Annotated in this window: 15 protein-coding genes; 13 read left to right on the forward strand and 2 right to left on the reverse strand. The window is 62.3% G+C overall.

The genetic code is table 11. From position 1 onward, the window contains the following. Positions 1–179 precede the first annotated feature (179 nt). The 3 genes from ACF8O8_RS11465 (at position 180) to ACF8O8_RS11475 (ending at position 4,457) form a co-directional block, all read left to right on the forward strand. Entirely contained in the window at positions 180–1,202 is a 1,023-nt protein-coding gene (locus ACF8O8_RS11465) for a zinc-dependent alcohol dehydrogenase family protein (protein ID WP_010953736.1), read from the forward strand. 514 nt (positions 1,203–1,716) lie between these two features. Beyond that, positions 1,717–3,102 (forward strand): hypothetical protein, encoded by a 1,386-nt coding sequence (locus tag ACF8O8_RS11470; RefSeq protein WP_010953737.1) that lies wholly within the window; start codon positions 1,717–1,719, stop codon positions 3,100–3,102. Beyond that, a complete protein-coding gene (locus ACF8O8_RS11475; RefSeq protein ID WP_392509711.1) occupies positions 3,102–4,457 on the forward strand; it encodes a GntR family transcriptional regulator in 1,356 nt (451 codons plus the stop codon). The genes ACF8O8_RS11470 and ACF8O8_RS11475 overlap by 1 nt, the downstream gene beginning before the upstream one ends. A 127-nt stretch (positions 4,458–4,584) precedes the next feature. Here ACF8O8_RS11475 and ACF8O8_RS11480 read toward each other — a convergent pair whose 3' ends face one another. Continuing rightward, a complete protein-coding gene (locus tag ACF8O8_RS11480) occupies positions 4,585–5,886 on the reverse strand; it encodes an MFS transporter (protein WP_392509712.1) in 1,302 nt (433 codons plus the stop codon). Between the two features lie 66 nt (positions 5,887–5,952). Beyond that, on the reverse strand, positions 5,953–7,266 hold the full coding sequence (locus tag ACF8O8_RS11485; protein ID WP_049586184.1) for an L-fuconate dehydratase: 1,314 nt from the start codon (positions 7,264–7,266) through the stop codon (positions 5,953–5,955). 101 nt (positions 7,267–7,367) lie between these two features. Here ACF8O8_RS11485 and ACF8O8_RS11490 point away from each other — a divergent pair, with 101 nt between their 5' ends. From ACF8O8_RS11490 to ACF8O8_RS11535, 10 genes are all read left to right on the forward strand, one after another. Beyond that, positions 7,368–8,315 (forward strand): LysR family transcriptional regulator, encoded by a 948-nt coding sequence (locus ACF8O8_RS11490; RefSeq protein WP_010953741.1) that lies wholly within the window; start codon positions 7,368–7,370, stop codon positions 8,313–8,315. Positions 8,316–8,342: 27 nt separating this feature from the next. Further along, entirely contained in the window at positions 8,343–9,314 is a 972-nt protein-coding gene (locus ACF8O8_RS11495) for a LysR family transcriptional regulator (protein WP_010953742.1), read from the forward strand. Between the two features lie 146 nt (positions 9,315–9,460). After that, complete coding sequence (locus tag ACF8O8_RS11500) at positions 9,461–11,002, forward strand: UxaA family hydrolase (RefSeq protein WP_060488914.1); 1,542 nt, start codon at positions 9,461–9,463, stop codon at positions 11,000–11,002. Positions 11,003–11,037: 35 nt separating this feature from the next. Then, entirely contained in the window at positions 11,038–12,096 is a 1,059-nt protein-coding gene (locus tag ACF8O8_RS11505) for an Ldh family oxidoreductase (protein WP_392509713.1), read from the forward strand. Positions 12,097–12,116: 20 nt separating this feature from the next. Beyond that, on the forward strand, positions 12,117–13,334 hold the full coding sequence (locus ACF8O8_RS11510) for a fumarylacetoacetate hydrolase family protein (RefSeq protein ID WP_392509714.1): 1,218 nt from the start codon (positions 12,117–12,119) through the stop codon (positions 13,332–13,334). Positions 13,335–13,433: 99 nt separating this feature from the next. Continuing rightward, complete coding sequence (locus tag ACF8O8_RS11515) at positions 13,434–14,741, forward strand: MFS transporter (RefSeq protein WP_350298821.1); 1,308 nt, start codon at positions 13,434–13,436, stop codon at positions 14,739–14,741. A 125-nt stretch (positions 14,742–14,866) separates the two neighbouring features. Next, positions 14,867–16,516: a VRR-NUC domain-containing protein gene (locus ACF8O8_RS11520; protein ID WP_392509715.1), complete on the forward strand. Its 1,650-nt coding sequence runs from the start codon at positions 14,867–14,869 to the stop codon at positions 16,514–16,516. Then, positions 16,513–18,774, forward strand: coding sequence for an ATP-dependent DNA helicase (locus ACF8O8_RS11525; RefSeq protein WP_392509716.1), 2,262 nt, complete (start codon positions 16,513–16,515; stop codon positions 18,772–18,774). Before ACF8O8_RS11520 ends, ACF8O8_RS11525 begins: the two co-directional genes overlap by 4 nt. Positions 18,775–18,983: 209 nt before the next feature. After that, complete coding sequence (locus ACF8O8_RS11530; protein WP_392509717.1) at positions 18,984–20,390, forward strand: PAAR domain-containing protein; 1,407 nt, start codon at positions 18,984–18,986, stop codon at positions 20,388–20,390. After that, on the forward strand, positions 20,380–20,778 hold the full coding sequence (locus tag ACF8O8_RS11535) for a hypothetical protein (RefSeq protein WP_392509718.1): 399 nt from the start codon (positions 20,380–20,382) through the stop codon (positions 20,776–20,778). Before ACF8O8_RS11530 ends, ACF8O8_RS11535 begins: the two co-directional genes overlap by 11 nt. The last annotated feature ends 136 nt before the right edge of the window (positions 20,779–20,914 follow it).

Consider the following 20,914-nt stretch of genomic DNA (forward strand, 5'->3'; position numbering starts at 1 on the left):
AGGTGAATCTTAAGGCCAAAGGCTGTTACCCTGCACGGGTTTAGGGGGACCAATCGCAGGGAAAGTCAGGTGCCCAATCGATGACAAGCATGTCGACTATTAATGCCCACTGATGGTCTAACGGGCAAAGCCCGGATAGAGTCAGTGGTAATTAGAGGTTCACAAAGGCGAGGTATGCGATGTCCCGCATGATCCGGTTCCACAAGTTTGGCGCTGCCGACGTGCTCCGTTGCGAAGAGCAGGCCGAACCGTCACCCGCTGCCGACGAGGTGCAGATCCGCGTCGAAGCGGTTGGCGTCAGCTGGTATGACGTGCTGTGGCGCCAGAATCTGGCACCGTCCCAGGCGCGTCTGCCAGCGGGGATCGGTCACGAAATGGCAGGGGTGGTGACTGCGGTTGGTGAAGGGGTCGATGATATTGCCGTCGGTGACCGGGTCGCCAGCTTCCCGGCCACCAGTGCCAACGACCACCCGGTGTACGGCGATGTCATCGTACTGCCCCGTACAGCCATCACGCGCTACCCGAATGTGCTCACCCCGATCGAGGCCAGCGTGCACTACACCCCGCTGCTGATCGCCTATTTCGCCTACGTCGACCTGGCACGGGCCAAGGCCGGGCAGACAGCACTGGTCACCGATGCCAGCCATTGCGCCGGGCCTGCCTTCGTGCAGCTGGGCAGGGCCCTGGGGCTGAAAGTGTTCGCCGCCACCAAGGAAGCGGCGCAGCGTGACTACCTGCTGGGCTTGGGCGCAGACAAAGTGATCGTCACCGAAGAGCAAGACCTGCTGCTGCAGATTGGCAAGTACACCGATGGCCGTGGTGTGGACATGGTGCTCGACGGCATGGGCGGCCCGCAGATGTCACTGTTGGGTGATGTGCTGGCGCCGCGTGGCAGCCTGGTGCTGTACGGTCTGCAAGGCGGCAACCAGACGCCGTTCCCGGCTTGCGCGGCATTCCAGAAGAACATTCAGTTCTATGTGCACTGCATCGGTAATTTCACCGGCAAGCCAGAGCTTGGCATCAGCCAGGACCAGGTGGCGCTGCAGCGTGCCTTGCGCGATATCAACCAGTTCACGGCCGACCAGCTGCTGACACCGCAGATCATCAAGGTGTACCCGTTCGAGCAGGTGGTCGAGGCGCATCGTTACATGGACCAATGCCCGTGCGGCGGGCGCGTCGTGCTGGACATGGCGCAACACTGACGGTGGATGGCACAAGCGGCGAACCCGGGCAAGGTCCCGGGTTTTTTGTGCGCGGGATAAAGTGATTCAACACTTAAAGTAGGACTGTTCCTACAATAAATCACGATATGGACTACATATAAGTCCGTAGTTTTCGGGATGTCAGAAATATCCCGGCAAATAATCAGCCTTGAACGCTTTTGCCTTGCGAGTCACTGTGAACTGACACGGATGCTGAATGGTTTTTTTACCCTGAACTGTATCTTCAATTCGCGCTGCCTCCCTCTCGATAATGGCCCAATGATAGTTTGTGCAAGGAACGTGGGATGAGCATGGCTATGCCTGATATGGAGCAGTATGTGACAGCGACAGGCCATCGCAGGGGCGGTTTTTTCTCGATGGCTTGGCGACAGTGAAGGGTTACGTCATTACTTTCATTTTGTTGTAGGAAATTTCTTCTAGGTAAGTTTGGTGCATGTTCACGCTCAAATGTTGGGTGCATGCGCTGGCTGCATGAAGTTGATGAGGTGATTGCGTGACTGCTATTCACGACCAGGCGATGCATTATATCTACCAGCAAGTACTCGAGCGCTTGTTGAATCACATGTCCCAGGCGCAGCGCGCTTCCTTGCAGTTGCTGATACAACGCCTGTTGGTCGCTGCAGGTGGGCCGGAGTACATCGGTACTTTCAGCTTGCAGGTATTGCAAGGGAGCGACCGCCATAGCAGCCGGCTGCTGGCCATGTTGCGTGCCGCGCAACTGAGCATTGCCCTGCGTTCGCCGGTAACTTTCCAGCTGCGGGTATTGGTGGTCAGCCTGCCGGTTGCCGATAACGCCACGCTGGAAGCTCACGAGCGCAGTTTCAGTGCGTTGTTCATGCAGGATGACCCGCGGGTGCAATTGCAGATGATCGAGGGGCGCGCAGTGGTGCCGTTCAGTCGTCGGCTCTCGGTAATGCCTGAGCGCTGGCTGCTGGCGAGGGACGCGATGTTGATGTTCGGCCACATGATCGATGCCAGGCCGGAAGCCCTGCTGGGTTGCCGCCTGTACCTGGAGCTGGCGGGCGCCGTGGTTCAGGCGTTGCAGGCAGCGGTGCCTCCCGATGCGTTGGTCACCGCCATGCCCGGGCTCCAGCGGCGCCGATACCTGGCGTGGGCCCGGCGCAGCCTGCGCCTGGCCGGCGTGCATGCCCCGCATGCAGTGCACCAGTGCCTGGCGGCGCTGGCCCAAGGGCTGAGCCGATTGCACGGTGCTGTTGGGGGCGCACCGGGTGGTCAGCACGAGCCGGTTCCAGGCGCCGTACCGGAGCGTGCGCCGGTGCGGCTGATCGCTATTGATGACCTGTTGCCGCACTTGCTTGAAGAGCAGCAGCTTGACGCGATGCTGGGTTGTCACTTCGAGACGGCTGCGGATGCTTTGCCGCTGTCCGAATTCGTCGACTCGCTGGCCACGGCACAGCTGCATGAACTGCGCGCCCGCAGTCTGGAGCCGCTGGCCGGGCGCCCAGCGCTGAGGCTGGCAGGGCAGGCGGGTGGCAGCAAGCAGCGTGACGCCGTGCCGTTGCTATTTGGCAAAGCCTACGGCATCAACCAGGCCCAACTGGTGTGCCTGCTGTTCAGCCCGTTTGCCAGGCAGGGGAAAAACCTCGAGCGGTTCTTGCAGTGTCGGCACGCCGACATGGTGGTGGCGTTGCCGTACCTGCACAGGGCCTTGCAAGGCAAACCCTGCCCCGATGCAGTCAAAGCCTGGCTGGTGAATACCAGTGGCTTGCCGTTGGGGCAACTGCGGCAAATTTATGATGGGCAGTTGCCGTTGGCGGGATGGCGCCTGCTTAACAACCTGGCCCGCCGCGATGTACACCTGAGGCTGCTGCCACAGCTGGCGTTGGGGCGGCGGCGTGGTGTTGCGGGGCTGCCTTGATGGGGCGAGCGGCCCCAGGCGAGTTCGCGTATCGCAAGGTGTATCGCTACCTGGAAGCGTTGATCGAACAAGCTGCAGGCGTTGGCACATGCCGTTTGCCATCATTGCGTGAGCTGTCCCGGCGGCTGCGGGTGTCGTTGGCCACGGTCCAAAGTGCCTACAGCCTGCTGGAAGAGGAGGGCCGTGTACACTGCCTGCCGAGGTCGGGCTATTACGTACAGAACGGCGGCAAAGATCAGGCCGTGGCCTTGGCCCGGCAGCCTCCCTTGCCGACGCAGCCACTGTTGGAGCGCATGCTGCTTGGTCACGAACGGCGTTTGGCCCGTCAGCGTGATCGCAGCGTTGCGTCCTGGGAAGCGCTGGGTAGCGCCCGTTTGCGCAATGCCGTGGCTGAGCGATACACCCGCTGCTCCAACCAGTACTGGCATGCCGATGACGTCCATCTGGCCCCCGATGTGCTCGCGTTGCTGGAGACGCTGCTAGCGGCGCTGGCCCTTCAAGGTGGTACCGCATTGGTGCATTCGCCCTGTTGCTGGCAAGTGTTGCGCGCCCTGGCGCGTGCCGGCATGCGCGTGCTGGAGGCACCACTGGATGCCCGTGGCAACCCCGAGCTGCACGCGTTGGCCAGGCTGCTGGGTAGCGAGCCGGTAAGCCTGCTGGTCATGCCGTCTTGCCTGGGCATGCCACAAGGGCGGCTGGTTTCCCCGTATTACCAGCAGCAGCTTGGTCTTTTGCTTGGCCAGCACCCTGTATGGCTGCTGGAAAACGACCTGGACAGCGAGCTCTGTTACGACGGGCCGCCGAGCACACGCCTGCGTGACTGGATCGACCCGCGCTGGCTTCTGGTGATGGGCACGTTCGAGGCCGCAGTGGGGGCAGAGGCGCCGTATGCCTATTTACTGAGCCGTGACACCGTGCTGGCCAAGGCATTCGCCGAACGGGCGTTTCGGCTTGCGCCGCTCCGTTTGCAGGCGCTCGCTCACATGCTCGGCAAGGGGGAAATCGAAACGCAGCTGGTACAGCAACGCACAGACTTGCAAAGGCGTACGCAATACCTGGCGCATGTACTGCAATCGCAATTCGGCCAACGGGTGGTCTTCGACATGCCGCAAGGTGGGCAAATGCTGTGGGTGAGCTTTTGCCAGCCGCTGGCGTGGGACGGTATTGCCGCAGCGTTGGCAGGTTCTGCACTGCACGCACTACCGGGCGAGCAGTTCGGCCTGCCGGGGCATTACCCTCAACACCTTGCGCTGATCTGGCTGGGTGGGCGCCCGGATGAACTGCAACTGGCGGTAAGGCGACTGGCGCAGGCGCTTGAGGTGCGCTGCGGGCGAAACACCCGCTTCACAAGTTGAAATCAAGACGCTTGCAGGTGCCGTCAAGTGCTGCGAGAGGGCCGACAAGTGAAATGACGGCCTGAAAACCTCAAGGCTCATTCGCAGCACAAAGAGCCACCTGCAGGGGGCGTAAATTGAGTTCTCCTCAGGGTTGCTCTTGCCCCTGACGCAAACGGGTACTGACCAGCGCCGCACATACCAGCAACGCGGCAATGATCCACAACCCGTTGCGGGTGCTGCCGGTGGTCTGCTCGATCAAGCCCATCACCGACGGCCCGACGAAGCCGCCAAACAGACCGCAAGTGGTGACGAAGGCCAGGCCCGCCGCCAACGCACTGCCGCTCAGTCGGCTGGAGGGAAAGACGAAGATGATCGACTGCACCACGAACAGCATCAGCGCGGTCAGAGAAAACCCGAGCAGGCCGATGAACGAGTTGGCCAGCGATGCCAGCAGCAATCCGGCCGCCATGGTCAGCAGGCCAAGGAACAGCAGGGTGCGGCAGCGGCGCGGCGAGGTGGCCAGGCGTGGGAAGGTAGCTGCGCCAATGGCTGCTGCAATCCACGGCACCGCTGTCAGCAGGCCGACCTGGAAGGGCGAAAGCGCAGCGTAGGTGCCGATAATGCCCGGCAGGAAGAAAATCACCGTGTAGATGGTGATCTGGTGCACGAAGTAGACCGCGATTGCCAGCCAGATCTGCCGGTCGCGGAACATCTGCCCCAGCTTGCTCTGCTGCGGTGCGGCGGCCTGCTCTGCGGCCAGGCGGCGCTCGATGTCCTGGGCGTCGGCAGCCGTCAGCCAAGGTGCCGAGGCCGGACCGTCGGGCAGCTTCTTCCACACCACATAGGCCAAGGCTACGGCGGGCAGGCCTTCGAGCACGAACAACCATTGCCAGCCATGCCAGCCCAGCATACCGTCCAGCTCCAGCAGGGCACCGCCCAGCGGGCCGCTAAGGATGTTGGCCAGGCACACACCCAGCAGGAAGTACCCCGTGGCACGGGCGCGTTGTTCGCGGTCGAACCAGTAGGTCAGGTACAGCATTACCCCGGGGAACAGGCCAGCTTCGGCTATCCCCAGCAACAGGCGCATGATGTAGAACGAGGTTTCACCCTGAACGAAGGCCATGCCCGCCGAGAGCAAACCCCAGGTAATCATGATACGGGTGATCCAGAAGCGCGCGCCCACCCGGTGCATGATCAGGTTGCTGGGCACTTCGGCCAAGGCATAGGTGAGGAAGAACAAGCCCGCGCCCAGGCCATAGGCTGCTGCCGAAAGGCCCAGGTCGATGCCCATGCTGGCTTTCGCCAGGGCGATGTTGGTGCGGTCAAGAAAGCTCATCACGTAGACGACGATGAGCAGTGGCATCAATTTGCGTAGCAGCAGGCCGTTCAAGCGCTGCTCATGGGTGGTGGCAGGGGCGCAAGCCGCTGCGCGGGTGAGGGTTGTCATTGTTTTTTTCCCCGTGAAAAGTGCTGGTGGTGTGCCGCGCAGCAGCGGCACACTCAGGTCTGTGGGTCAGGAACGGTTGATGTCGAGCCACACGGCGCCGTTGGGGTACTGGTAACGTTCCAGGGTCTCAGCGTGCATCTCGATGCTGTAGCCAGGGCGTTGTGGCGGCATGTAGCGCCCGCGATGGATCACCACCGGGTCGATGAAGTGCTCGTGCAGGTGGTCGACGTACTCCAGCACCCGGTTGTGCAGCGAGGCAGAAACCGCGATGTAGTCGAAAAGCGCGATGTTCTGCACATATTCGCACAGCCCGACGCCACCGCCGTGCGGGCAGACCGGCACGTCGTACTTGGCGGCCATCAGCAGCACGATCAGGACCTCGTTCAGGCCACCCAGGCGGGCTGCGTCCAGCTGGCAGAAGTCCAGTGCACCGGCCTGGAACATCTGCTTGAACATCACCCGGTTGTGGCAATGCTCACCGGTGGCGACACCGATTGGCGCAATGCGCTGGCGAATGGTGGCGTGGCCGAGAATGTCATCGGGGCTGGTCGGTTCTTCGATCCAAAGCGGTTCGAATGCGGCCAGGCGGCGCATGTTGGCCACCGACTCTTCGACGCCCCACACTTGGTTGGCATCCATCATCAGGGTGCGTTCCCAGCCGATTTCGTCGCGCAGGATGCTGGCGCGGCGGATGTCTTCTTCCAGGTCGGCCCCGATCTTCTGTTTGATGTGGGTCCAGCCGTCTGCCACGGCCTCGCGGGCCAGTTTGCGCATTTTCTCTTCGCTGTAGCCCAGCCAGCCCGGGGCAGTGGTGTACCCGGGGTAGCCTTCACGCAGCATGTGTGCCTCGCGCTCGGCTTTGCCCGGCGCCTGGCGGCGCAGCAGGGCGATGGCCTCTTCGGGGGTGAGCACGTCGGTGACGTAGCTGAAGTCCAGGCAGCGCACCAGCTGCTCCGGCGTCATGTCGGCCAGCAGTTTCCACACGGGCTTGCCTTCGTGCTTGGCCCACAGGTCCCACACTGCGTTGATGATGGCGGCGGTGGCCAGGTGGATCACGCCCTTTTCCGGGCCCAGCCAGCGCAACTGGCTGTCGCTGACGGTAAAGCGATGCCAGAAAGCGCCCATGTCGGCGCTGATTTCTTCGAGCGTAAGGCCGACGATCAAGGGGGCCAGCGACTGCACCGCTGCTGCGCATATTTCGTTGCCACGGCCGATGGTGAAGGTCAGGCCGTGGCCTTCGAGGGCGGCAGCGTCGGTGTGCAGCACCACGTAGGCCGCCGAATAGTCGGGGGCACTGTTCATGGCGTCGGAGCCATCCAGCGACAGCGAAGTGGGGAAACGGATATCGCGAACGCTCAGGTGGGTAATGCGTATGCTCATGGTCGACTCTTGTTCTGTTCAGGCACAGGGAGACCTGACTGTAGGTTGTCGAGCGATACAGGCATAATCGCCAAATCTTAATCAGTGATACCGGATTCGATATGTCTCGCTTGCCACCTGACAAGGCTCAGGCGCCTGCCAGCCTCGGTGCCTTGAAGATTTCCAGCCGTCAGATCACGTTGCTCAATGCGCTGGGCGAATTCGGCAACCTGCGCCGCGCCGCCGCCGCGATGCACACCACGCAACCGGCCGCCAGCCTGTTGCTACAGCAGCTTGAGGAGCGCCTGGGGGTACGTCTGTTCGAGCGCCTGCCCCGGGGGATGCAAGCGACGCTGTATGGCGAGGTGATGATTCGCTATGCGCAAAACGCATTGCATGAGTTCGATCATGCCCAGGCGCAAATCGCCGAACTGGCGCGCGGAGCCTTGGGCCTGGTGCGGGTGGGCAGCGTCATGGGCCCGGTACCAGGCGTGCTGACCAAGGCGGTGCTGGCCTACAAGCGCGACCAGCCCAAGGTGCGTATCTCGCTGGAGGTGGGCACCAGCGACACCTTGCTGCCGGCCTTGCTACGCGGTGATTTCGATATGGTGGTGGGGCGCCTGCCGGACCAGAGTGACAGCCAGGAACTGAATATCGAGCTGTTCGACGGCGGTGAGCAGATGCGCATAATTGCTCGCGCAGGTCATCCCTTGGCGACAGCCACAGGGCTGCAGTTGGCCGACCTGGTGAGCTTGACGTGGATCTTGCACCCCATCGGCAGCCCGATGCGCCGTCGCGTCGAAAGCGCATTGCAGGCCGGCGGCATGGTGCAGTCGCTGGATATTGTCGAAACCGCGTCGATCCTTGCGACCACTGCCATGCTCGAAGCGTCCGAAATGATTGCGGTGGTGCCCAATGACGTGGCCCAGCATTATGCCCGCTATGGCATGGTCGCCGTCCTGCCGGTGGAGTTGCCATTGGCGATGGCCAACCTTGGTGTGCTGACCCTGCGCTCGCGGCCCAACTCGGTTGCCCTTGATACTTTGCTGCGCTACCTGCGGGCACAATAACTTTCACCTGCATGAGGCCCTGCGTCTATGCCGCCGGACATGACCCATTCCAGTTTTTGCAACTGGATCCGCTACAAGCACCTGGTGTTGATCGACACCCTGGCGCGCACGCGCAACATGCACGCCACCGCCACGCGCATGAACCTCAGCCAGCCGGCGCTCAGCAAAATGCTGCGTGACCTTGAGGAGCAGTTCGGCTTTGCCCTGTTCGAGCGCCTGCCTCGCAGCATGCCGCCCACCGAGCTGGGTGAATACGTGGTGCGGTACGCCCAGGGTGCCCTGGCCGAGTCGCAACAGTTCGTCGACCAGGTCAACCGCCTGCGCAACGGCGGGCACGGTTTCATCCGCGTTGGCGGGATCTTTGCCGCGACCGCATTGGTATTGCCGCAGGCCATCGCCGCCATCAAGGCGCGAAGCCCGTTACTGTCGATTGAAGTGGTGGAGCATTCCAGCGATCACCTGCTGACCATGCTCGAGCAGAACAAGCTGGACATCATGATTGGCCGCTTCACCGAGGAACGCTTCGGTCAGCTGTTCGACTTCCAGCCGCTGGAGCCCGAACCCTTCAGCCTGGTGGTGAACAGCGAGCACCCGCTCAACCAGCTCGATAACACACCGCTTGAAGCGCTAGGCGATTGGCCGTGGGTGCTGTACCCGGTGGGTACGCCGATCCGCAACCGCCTGGAGCAGGCGTTCCGAGTGGCCGGAATCGCCACGCCTGCCGACTGCGTGGAGACCATCTCCATGCCCATGTTCCTGCAGTTGCTGCAATCGGCACCGATGATTGCCATGCTGCCGCGCTCGATGGTGGCCGCGCAGTTGGCCAGCGGGCAGTTCAAGGAGCTGCGCAGCCCTTTGCAGGTGCCCGCGCTGGAGTATGGTGTGGTCACCCGCAAGGATGAACCGCTCAGCGCCTCCGCCAGGGCGTTTGTCGAGATTCTGCTGGAGGGCGCGCAACGCCGGCGGCAATCTTCGGAAGACACTGCGTTCTGCCCCTAGCCGATTGAAGATCACGTACCGAAATACCCTTTCGATAACTTCAGGTTATCGCTCGATCGGATCATCTCATTGGGAATGCGGCACCAGGCTTCTTACAGTGGCTACAGCCATAACAAGAAGTCAGCCGCTCCGCCCTGAGAGGTCCCATGCAACTGATTGCCAAATCCGGTGACCCCGCCGTCATCCGCCTCAACCCTTTGGACAACGTCGTCATCGCCCGCCAGGCCCTGCTGCCAGGCGTGCGCCTGGATGCCGAGGCGATTACCGTGCGCCAACCCATCCCTTCAGGCCACAAGCTCGCCACCGAGCCTGTGGCGCAGGGCCAGCCGTTGCGCCGTTACGGGCAGATCATCGGATTTGCGTCCCAGGCGATCGACGCTGGCGACCATGTGCATGTGCACAACGTGCAGATGGGCGATTTTGCCCGCGACTATGCGTTTGGTGTCGATACCCGCAGCCTGCCAGGCAGCGCCGCGCAGTTCCAGGGCATCGTGCGCGCCGATGGCCGTGTCGCCACCCGCAACTACATCGGCATTCTCACCTCGGTGAACTGTTCGGCGACCGTGGCCCGGGCCGTGGCCGACCATTTCCGCCGTGACATTCACCCCGAGGTGCTGGCCGACTACCCGAATGTCGACGGTGTGGTCGCCCTGACCCACAGTGCCGGTTGCGCAGTCGACCCGAGCGGTGAAGCCCTGGGCCTGTTGCGCCGCACCCTGGCCGGGTACGCCGTCCACCCCAACTTCGCTGCCGTGCTGATCATCGGCCTGGGCTGCGAAACCAACCAGATCGAAACCCTGCTGGAAACCCAGGGCCTGCAGGCGAGTGCGCAACTGCGCGCCTTTACCATCCAAGGGATCGGGGGCACTTCGAAAACCATCGCTGCCGGTATCGCCCAGGTCAAGGCGCTGTTGGCCGAGGCCAATCAGGTACGGCGCCAGCCGGTCAGTGCCCGCCACCTGGTGGTCGGCCTGCAGTGCGGCGGCTCAGATGGCTATTCGGGGATTACCGCCAACCCGGCACTGGGCAATGCCGTTGACCGCCTGGTGGCCGCCGGTGGTACCGCCATTCTCTCCGAAACCCCGGAAATCTATGGTGCCGAGCACTTGCTCACGCGCCGCGCGGTAAGCCGTGAGGTGGGGGAGAAGCTGGTGGCGCGCATTCGCTGGTGGGAAGACTACTGCCAGCGTATGAACGCCGAATTGAACAACAACCCCTCGGCCGGCAACAAGGCAGGGGGGCTGACCACTATCCTCGAGAAATCCCTGGGCGCAGTGGCCAAGGCAGGCTCCAGCAACCTGGTCGATGTGTATCAGTACGCGCAAGCCGTGCGTGCCCAGGGCCTGGTGTTCATGGACACCCCCGGCTACGACCCGGTCTCGGCCACCGGTCAGGTGGCCGGCGGGGCCAACCTGATCGCCTTCACCACCGGCCGCGGCTCGGCCTACGGCTGTGCCCCGGCGCCATCGATCAAGCTGGCAACCAACAACCGGGTGTTCGAGCACCAGCAAGAGGACATGGACGTCAATTGCGGCGGCATCGCCGATGGCTCCACCAGCATCGAGGAGCGCGGCGCATTCATCTTCGAGCAGATGCTGCGCATTGCCTCCGGGGAACGCAGCAAGAGCGAACAGCACGGCTACGGGCAAAACGAGTTCGTCCCGTGGCAGATCGGCGCCGTGACCTGATCGACCGCTCCCGTCCCATTTGCGAGGCAACTGCAATGATTCAAACCACACTGTACAACGTGCAAGCGCTTACCACGTTTGTCGAGCAACTGTTCATGAAAGCCGGAGCCGACGTGGACGTCGCCCAGGTAGTGACCCGGGTGTTGCTAGAAGGCGAGCTGCTCGGCCACCGTACCCATGGCCTCAACCTGGTCAGCCGCTACATCGACGGCATGCTCAGCGGCCAGGTCAAGGCCCGCGCGCAGGCGCTGGAACAGGTCGCCGACAGTGGTGTTTCCAGCCTGTTCGACGGCCACTACGTGTTGGGGCCCTATTGCGTCAGCCGGGCACTGGATTGCGCGGCCGCGGGCGCGATCAAGCAGGGCATCGGTATTGCGGTAGTACGCCGCGCTGCCCATATCGGCTGCCTGGCCGCCTACCTCAAGCCATACACCGACCAAGGGTTGCTGGCCATGGTCTACTCGTCGGATCCGTCGGTGGGGTTGGTCTGTGCTCATGGTGGCATCGACCCGGTGTACACCCCCAACCCGATTGCTGCCGGTATCCCGACCCAGGGTGAGCCGATCCTGCTGGATGTCAGCATGTCCACCGTCACCCTCGGCCTGGTCGGCCAATGCCGCGATGCCGGCCGGCGTCTGCCGCACCCTGTGCTGGTGAGCAATGACGGGCAGCTCAGCGATGACCCGGGCGATTTCTTTACCCGCCCGCAAGGCAGCATCCTGCCGCTCGGCGGCCAGGCCTTTGGCCACAAAGGTTTTGCCCTTGCGCTGTTGGTCGAAGCCCTCACCTCGGGGCTGGCCGGCCATGGGCGCAAGGATGCACCGGATCAGTGGGGCGCCTCGGCCACTGCGCTGGTGATTGACCCGCGCATGTTCGGCGGCCTGGAGGCGTTCCTCGACGAAACCAGCTTCCTGGGGGGATTGGTTCTGGCAAGCCGCCCGCTCGACCCCGAACGCCCGGTACGCCTGCCCGGGCAAGCAGGCCTTGCCCTGCGTCGCCAGGCCGTGGAGCAGGGCGTGAGCCTTTCGCCGCAGTTGATAGCCGACCTTGAGCGCGTGGCTGGGCAGTTGCAACTGCCGGGACTTTTCCAATGATGCACAGCAAGGGAACACAGATGACTGATCGAACGAACGCCAATCAACCGCGACCACTGAGCCATGATGCCAGCGTTTTCGACCGTGGCAGCTGGGTAGGGCGCGTCTGGTTGCCGGAGCAGGGGCCGGCGGTGGTGCTGGTGAAAGCCGGCGCCGTCTACGATATCAGCACCCACGTGGCGACCGTCTCGGCGCTGCTGGAAGTGGACGATCCGGTGGCCTACCTGCGTGCCTTGCCGCTGGCCGAACCCTTGATTGCACTGCCGGCATTGCTGGGCAACAGCGATCCCACACGGCGCACCCCGCACCAGCCCTGGTTGCTGGCGCCGATCGACCTGCAAGCGGTGAAGGCCGCTGGTGTGACCTTCGCCACCAGCCTGCTGGAGCGTGTGGTAGAAGAACAGGCCAAGGGCGACCCGGCCAAGGCCGACGCCATCCGTGACACCCTGGCCAGCCGCATCGGCGCCGACCTGTCGCAGATTGTGCCCGGCTCGGCTCAGGCCGAAGCGCTGCGCAAGGTGCTGGTAGAGCAGGGCCTGTGGTCACAGTACCTGGAGGTGGGTATAGGCCCGGATGCCGAAGTGTTCACCAAGGCCCAACCGCTGTCTGCGGTTGGCCACGGCGCCGACATCGGCATCCACCCCAAGTCCAGCTGGAACAACCCAGAGCCGGAAGTGGTGCTGGCCGTGTCGAGCAATGGCAGCATCAAGGGCGCCATGCTCGGCAACGACGTCAACCTGCGTGACTTCGAAGGGCGTAGCGCGTTGCTGCTGTCCAAGGCCAAGGACAACAACGCTTCCACTGCACTGGGCCCGCTGCTGCGGTTGTTCGACGAAAGCTTCGGCCTGGACGATGTGCGTGCTGCCGAGGTGGACCTGCGGGTGGAAGGCGAGGACGGCTTTATCCTCTCCGGGCGCAGTTCCATGCGCCAGATCAGCCGTGACCCGCAAGACCTGGTGCAGCAAACCCTCAACGAAAACCACCAGTACCCTGACGGCCTGGTGCTGTTCCTCGGTACCCTGTTCGCCCCCAAGCAGGACCGCGATCAGCCGGGTAACGGTTTTACCCACAAACCGGGAGACGTGGTGAGCATCAGCAACCCGCAACTGGGTACCCTGTGCAACCGCGTGACCACCAGCGATCTGGCACCGCAGTGGGACTTCGGCCTGCGCGCGTTGATCGACAACCTCGGCCGGCGTGGCCTGCTGGAGGTCGCGGCCACCGCCCGCCAGCTTTGAACGGCTCGCTGCGTCAGGGAGGGGCGCAGCATCATCGAGGGATCGTCAAGGCGCTGACAGCGCGGCAACAATAATAATAAAGGTCATCACATGAACCCAATGAAGAAGTACCAGCGCATTACCGTCGTGTTCCTGCTGCTGATCGGCATCGTCAACTACCTGGACCGTAGTGCGCTGTCGATCGCCAACACCTCCATCCAGAAAGACATGATGATCAGCCCGTCGCAGATGGGCATCCTGTTGTCGGCGTTTTCCATTGCCTATGCCTTTGCCCAGTTGCCAATGGGCATGATCATCGACCGCCTGGGCAGCAAGATCGCCCTCGGCGCGTCGTTGCTGGGCTGGTCGGTTGCCCAGGCGGCGTTTGGCATGGTCAACAGTTTTGCCGGTTTCATGGGTCTGCGGGTGTTGCTGGGGATTGGCGAGGCGCCGATGTTCCCATCGGCGGCCAAAGCATTGTCAGAGTGGTTCGACGCCAACGAGCGCGGCACCCCGACCGGTGTGGTCTGGTCGTCGACCTGTCTTGGCCCCTGCCTGGCGCCGCCGTTGCTGACGCTGTTCATGGTCAACTTTGGCTGGCGCGGCATGTTCATCATTACCGGCGTGATCGGCGTGGTACTGGCGCTGTGCTGGCTGACCTTCTACAAGAGCAAGGCCCGTTTTCTGGCAGAGCTTGCCGCCGAAGGCAAACCGCTGCCGAGTGAGCGCCAGGCTGCGGCCGCCGCTGCAACCGCGCCGAAGGCTTCGTACTTTGCCGGCTGGCTTGATCTGTTCAAGCACCGCAGTACCTGGGGCGCGGTGTTGGGTTTCATGGGGGTGATCTACATGCTCTGGCTGCACCTGACCTGGCTGCCGGGCTACTTCGAGCGCGAGCATGGCCTGGACCTGTACAAGACCGCCTGGGTGGTGTCGCTGGCGTATGGCTTCGGTGCGGCGGGTACCATCGTTGCCGGGCGCTTCTGTGACTGGCTGGTAAGGCGTGGCATGAGCGTGCTGGGCAGCCGCAAGTTCAGTGTCATCACTGGCCTGGTGCTGGCAGCGCTGTTCACCTTGCCACTGTCGTTCGTCACCGGCCTGACGGGGTGCATCATGCTGCTTTGCCTGGCGCTGTTCAGCATCAATATGGCCAGTGCCACCGCCTGGATGATCGTCAACACCATTGTCGACAGCCAGCGCGTGGCCTCGTTTGGCTCGATCCAGAACTTCGGCGGTTACATCGCAGGCTCGGTGGCACCGATCGTGACGGGCTTCAGCATCCAGTACTCGGGCTCGTTCACCACAGCGTTCATGATCAGCGCGGTGGTGGCGCTGTGCTCGGCGGTGGCGTACTTCCTGCTGCTACAGGCACCCATTGGCAGTGCCAAGGTCGAGGCGGGCGGGATGGCTGGCGCAACTGAACAGGCGTGAACGCTACGGGGGCTGCAGTGCAGCCCCTGAACCCTTGGTTGATCGTGAGGCGACCCGCGGCGCTTGTCATGGAGGGGTATCTGTATGTATAAACAGTGCCTGTTGCCGCAAGCTGACCTCCGCCCGTGATCGCCCATTCCGTCGACGACCCGTTCTACTACCTGCATAACTTCCGCCAGGTCGTGCTGTGGGTCGAACAGCGCTACCAGGACCTGCTGGATGACCAGGAACTGGCCTTCATCCGTGCCTTCAGTCAACTGCAAGCGCCAGCCCAGGCCTTGATGGTGCGCATGGTGATGCGCAAAGGCGAGTTGTTTCGCAGCGATCGGCTCGACTACGCCGAAATCGGCGATACTGCGCTGGCGCTGCAGCCGTTGCTGGCCCTCGGCTGGGTACGGGAGCCCGAGCAACTGGACCTTGAGCAGCTGTTCGCGTTGCTGCGCAAGGAAGAACTGGCCCGCTGCTTCGCCCGGCAACTGAACCGCCCGCGCGCGGCCAAGCATGAGTTGTTGGCACAGCTGCAACCCCTGGCGCTGGCAGCCCGGTCACTGGTCGAATGGTTTCCTGACAGCGATGTGCGCATCCTCCAGTGGTGCCTGCAACCTTTGTGCGACCGCATACGCCTGCTGTTTTTCGGCAACCTGTACCAGGACTGGTCAGACTTCGTCCTCGCCGACCTGGGCTTGCTGCGTTACGAGCAGGTGCCGTTCAGCCCTGATTCGCGTGCCTTGCAGCAACGTGACGATGTCGACCTGGCCATGGCGCTGCACCATTGCGCCGAGCGCCTGGAGCAGGGCGGCGACCCCCTGCCGATCCTTGCCACCCTGCAGGGCCTGCACAGCAGCAACCCCTGGCTGGCCCGGCGCCATGCGCGGCTGCAATTCGCCGTGGGCCAACAATGCGAGCGGCTGGGTGAATGGGACCTGGCCACGGCGGTGTATGCGCAATGCAACCATCCCCAGGCGCGCATTCGCCAGGTGAGGGTGCTGGAGCGCAGCGAACAGTGGCACCAGGCCCATGCACGGGCGTTGCAACTGGCAGCGGCACCTGCCAATGCGCTGGAGGAGCAGGCGCTGCAACGCATGCTGCCACGCCTGGCGCGCAAGCTCGGCGGCCCGCCACAGCGGCGCCAGCGCACCACGCCGCTGGAACTGATAGAGCTCGAACTGCCCCGCGGGGACGCTGCGCTGGGCGTTGAAGAAGCCGTGCGTCAGCACCTGATGCAAGAGGGGGGGCAGGCGCATTACGTGGAGAACACGCTGTTCAACAGCCTGTTTGGCCTGTTGTGCTGGGAGGCCATCTTCGCCCCGGTGCCCGGCGCATTTTTCAACCCGTTCCAGGCCGCGCCACAGGACCTGCACGACAGCGACTTCCAGCAGCGGCGCAGTGCGCTGTTCGAACGCTGCCTCGGGCGGCTCGACGAGGGTAGCCATCGCCAGGCGATTCTCGACTGCTACGTGGCCAAACAGGGATTGCAGTCGCCGTTCGTGTCCTGGTCCATGCTCAGCGAGGAACTGCTGGAGCAGGCCTTGGCGTGCCTGCCGGCCGCAGCGCTCAAGCAATGTTTCCTGCGCCTGTTGCAGGACATTCGCAGCAACCGTGCCGGCATGCCCGACCTGATTCAGTTCTGGCCCGAGCAGGGCCGTTATCGCATGGTCGAGGTCAAGGGGCCCGGTGACCGCCTGCAGGACAACCAACTGCGCTGGCTGGAGTTCTGCAGGCAACACGGCCTGCCGGTCGCGGTGTGCCACGTGCGCTGGAGCGAAACACCTTGAGCTACAGCGTAGCGGTGCGCGCCTTGTGTGAGTTCAGCGCCAAGGTCGGCGACCTGGACCTGCGCTTCACGCCATCGCCCACCGCCCAGGAGGGTATCGAAGGGCATCAGCGGGTGGTGGCACGGCGGGCTGCTGGCTACGAGTCGGAAATCGCCCTTGAAGGCCAGTTCGAAACCCTCAGGGTGCGGGGCCGTGCCGACGGATATGACCCTGCCAGCAATCGTCTGGAAGAGATCAAGACGCACCGTGGCGATCTGGCGCGTCAACCGGCCAATCACCGTCAGTTGCACTGGGCACAGGCCAAGGTCTATGGCTGGTTGATGTGCCAGGCACGACAACTGCCGGCCATCGAGGTGGCGCTGGTGTACCTCGACGTGGACAGCGACGGCCAGACGCTATTCACGGAGCACTGTTCGGCTGCCGAGTTGCAGGCCTTCTTCGAAACCCAGTGCCAGCGCTTTCTGGGCTGGGCCCGATGGCAGCAACGACGCTTGGCCGAACGTGACCAAGGCCTGCTGGCGCTGAGTTTCCCCTACCCACAGTTCCGAAAGGGCCAGCGGCAGTTGGCTGAAACCTTGTACAAGGCGGTGAGCACCGGTCGTTGCCTGATGGCCCAGGCCAGCACCGGCATTGGCAAAACCCTTGGTACCTTGTTCCCGCTGCTCAAGGCCATGGTGCCGCAGCAGCTGGACAAGCTGTTTTTTCTCACCGCCAAGACACCAGGCCGGGCACTCGCCCTGGATGCCCTGCGCCAGATCACCGATGCCACGCCGCAACCTGCCCTGCGCACACTGGAGCTGATCGCTCGCGACAAAGCCTGTGAATACCCGGACAAGGCCTGTCATGGTGAGTCCTGCCCATTGGCTGCAGGCTTCTACGACCGTTTGCCGGCTGCGCGCGAGGCTGCGGCAGCACTGCCGTTGCTCGACCGCGCCAACCTGCGTGAAGTGGCTTTGGCGCACCAGGTGTGCCCGTACTACCTGGGCCAGGAGATGGCGCGCTGGGCCGACGTGCTGGTCGCTGACTACAACTACTACTTCGATGCGCATGCTTTGCTGTTCGGCCTGACCCAGCTCAACCAGTGGCGAGTGGCAGTACTGGTGGACGAAGCGCATAACCTGGTCGAGCGGGGGCGCGGCATGTACAGCGCCAGCCTTGACCAGGGCCAGCTGCTGGCGTTGCGCCAGAGCAAACCGCCTGGACTGGACAGCGCGCTGGACCGCCTGAACAGGCAGTGGAACGCGCTGTATAAAGAGCAGCGTGCGCCGTACCAGGCCAGCGAGTCGCTGCCCGAAGGCCTGCTGCGCGCCCTGCAGCAGTGCGTCGGGGTGATTCAGGAACAGATGAACCAGGCACCCACGCACATCGACCCCCAGGTGTTGCAGTTCTACTATCAGGCCTTGCAGTTCTGCCGGGTTGCCGAGCTGTTCGACGAGCATTTTCTGTTCGACATCAGCCAGCGCCAGGGCCCGCGCAAGCGGCGGCTGGCCACGCTGTGCCTGCGCAATGTCACCCCGGCGCGGCTGCTGGCACCACGCATGCAGGCGGCGCGCAGTGTGACGCTGTTTTCCGCCACGTTGAGCCCGCGGCACTTCTACAGCGACCTGCTGGGCATGCCAGCCGATACCGCCTGGCTGGACGTGGCCGCGCCGTTCCGTGCCGAACAGCTGGAAGTGCGCATTGCCAGCCAGGTGTCCACCCGTTACCAGCAGCGCCAAGCCTCCCTGGCGCCGATCGTTGACCTGATTGCCCGGCAGTATGAGCGCATGCCGGGTAACTACTTGGCGTTCTTCAGCAGCTTCGAATACCTGCAACAGGTGGCAGGGCTGTTGGCCGAGCAGCATGGGCAGATTCCGCTGTGGTCACAGGAGCCGGGCATGGACGAGGCGGCCCGCCAGGCATTTCTCGATCGCTTTGTCGCCGATGGCCGAGGTGTGGGCTTTGCAGTATTGGGCGGCGCTTTCGGCGAAGGGGTGGATTTGCCCGGCACGCGGCTGATTGGCGCGTTTGTCGCCACCCTGGGGCTGCCTCAGGTCAACCCGGTCAACGAGCAGTTCAAACAGCGCCTGGGGCGGCAATTTGGCGCGGGTTTCGATTACGCATATCTCTACCCGGGCGTGCGCAAGGTGATCCAGGCGGCGGGCCGGGTTATTCGGGGTGACCAGGACCGTGGCGTACTGGTGCTGATTGACGAACGCTTCGCCGAGCCCCGGGTGCAGCAGATGTTTCCAGGGTGGTGGGCGGCGGCTATTGTCTAGCGGTACTTTGGTCTTGGGTGATCAGCCGTCATCAGGCATAAAATTACTTATGCTGCCGGGATACTAAGTATTGCCATTTGGAAACATCATTTAATAAACATACGTTTGGAATAATTTGTAGGAATTATCTAAATTTCGACTGATAACGATTGAGTTCCCCTTGCTGGTGTTAGGTTTTCCAACCTGAACTATGCTTAGGGGACTTGCAGATGCGCGTCAATCTAGAGGGAAAAGGCCAGGCAGTCGATGGCGATGTGACCACAACGGGTGCTGTTTGTATTGCAACGGGGGCCGGGTATCTCGACGAAGGCCGAATGGTACTTCGAGAAGGTGACCACACCACAGCTTGTCCTCTTTGTGGGCAAGAGGGAACGGTAGTCGAAGGTGTGGATCACTTTATTTCCGATGGCCAGCGGGTGGCCATGGACGGGGCGCTGGTTGTATGTGGCTGTTCGCCAGGCAGCAACCGGGTGGTTGCGCCGTTGTCCGCAGCACCACCGGCCAGGAAGCCCATTGCAGGGCGTGCCCAAAACCACTTTGCTGGGCCGTCAAACGCTGACTACCCCGAACGTTTTTCCCAACCTGTAGCAAGTGCATTGCCCGGTACCCTGGAGCCCGGCTTCTACATAATTCCTCGACACATGTCGTTTCCACAGGTGCTGCTGCAATTGGCCGAGCACGATGCCATGTTACCGATCTCCCGGTTACAGCGGCTTAACCCGACATTTGCGCAAGGTTTCAAGGCAGGGGAAGTCTTTGTGATCGGTGATCCTGATAATGGAGATGCCTGCACCCGCGAGGAAGGTCAGTTGATGGCAGCAGCGCAGCATGCGCGGCGTGCACTGGAGGTGCTCGACTACGCCGAAGCGGATTTCATGATGCAGCACCAGGCCGAAATCGCCGGCTTGCTCAGCAACGCCAGCCTGTCCATGGGCGTGGGCAAGGATATGCTGGATCAAGGTTTGAAGCAGGTGAGTCATACCTTGACCAGTATCGAACATTTGCACCAGCGAGAGTTCATGCGCCACGGTCATCTGAACAGCCCTGGCTTCTTCGCTGAGCGGCGGCGGCTTCTGCGGCAACTGGATGGACAGTTGAAAACAGCATTTCTGAACAAACAGTTGAATCTTGGGAACTATGAACGTCTGAGGAAGAGCTTGAAGATATCCACCAAGAGCCTCGTGCACCACTGGTCGAAAGCGGGCGGGCCAAGTCAGATCCCGGGTTATGCAACACATTTAGATAAGGTGGCGACGCTTGGAAAGTACTTGAAGTATGGTGGTTACGCTGCAGTTGGGCTCGGAGGTACTTCATCTTATGTAAAAGTTCAGGAGGTTTGCCGGGCTGGTGAGACAGAGGCGTGCAAAAAAATCCGAATGACAGAGGCGGGTAGTTTTGCCGGTAGCCTTGGCTTAAGTACGCTCGTTTCCACGGGAGCTGGATTAGCCGCCGGGACGTTGTGTGCAGCTTTTGCGATTGGGACCGGAGGAGTCAGCGTTCCGGTGTGTGGGATTCTTCTGGTCGGAGCGGGTGGGGCCGCAGGTAGTCTCGTTGGGGAGGAGCTTGGTCAGAAGGCGGGTGAATTTATCTACGAGGCTACAAGTGATGGACGTTAACGATTGGCCGATATTAGCGAAGCTACTATTGGTATTAGGGCCATTTGTCATTGGATTGCCTGGCCCGGCCATCCTTGCCTTTCTTGTATTAAGGAAAGATTACGATGTTGCATGCTCGGCGATTCAGAGTAATCCCTACCTTGAATCCATGAAACAGGCGTGTGATGGGCGACGATTCAAGTGGCGCTGGATGCTGATGTGCATGGTTGCTGGGTTGATAACATTCCCACAATTGGCGCTGCATAGAGGTAAGCTGGATCCTGAAGAGTTAAGGCGTTTTCCTCCGAGGCTCAAGTTCAAGTTGGTGCTTTCGGCGTGGCTAACACTGTTCGGTTGTGTTTGGATGATTGTTGCTTATGCCCTCGTTGGTCTTTCGAAATTGAGATAGATACATTGCAAGTCTCATCAGCATTTTGGGGGGCTCTTCCGCATGTCGCAACGGCTGCAAAGTCGCGCCAATAACTTCCCTGTGCTGCAGAGATCGTTAGGGCCGCTTGGCGGCCCTGTCCCGACACCAGGCCGCT

Origin of the sequence: Pseudomonas sp. TYF_14, assembly GCF_043105275.1 — a bacterium.
GTDB classification, from domain to species: Bacteria; Pseudomonadota; Gammaproteobacteria; order Pseudomonadales; family Pseudomonadaceae; genus Aquipseudomonas; species Aquipseudomonas alloputida.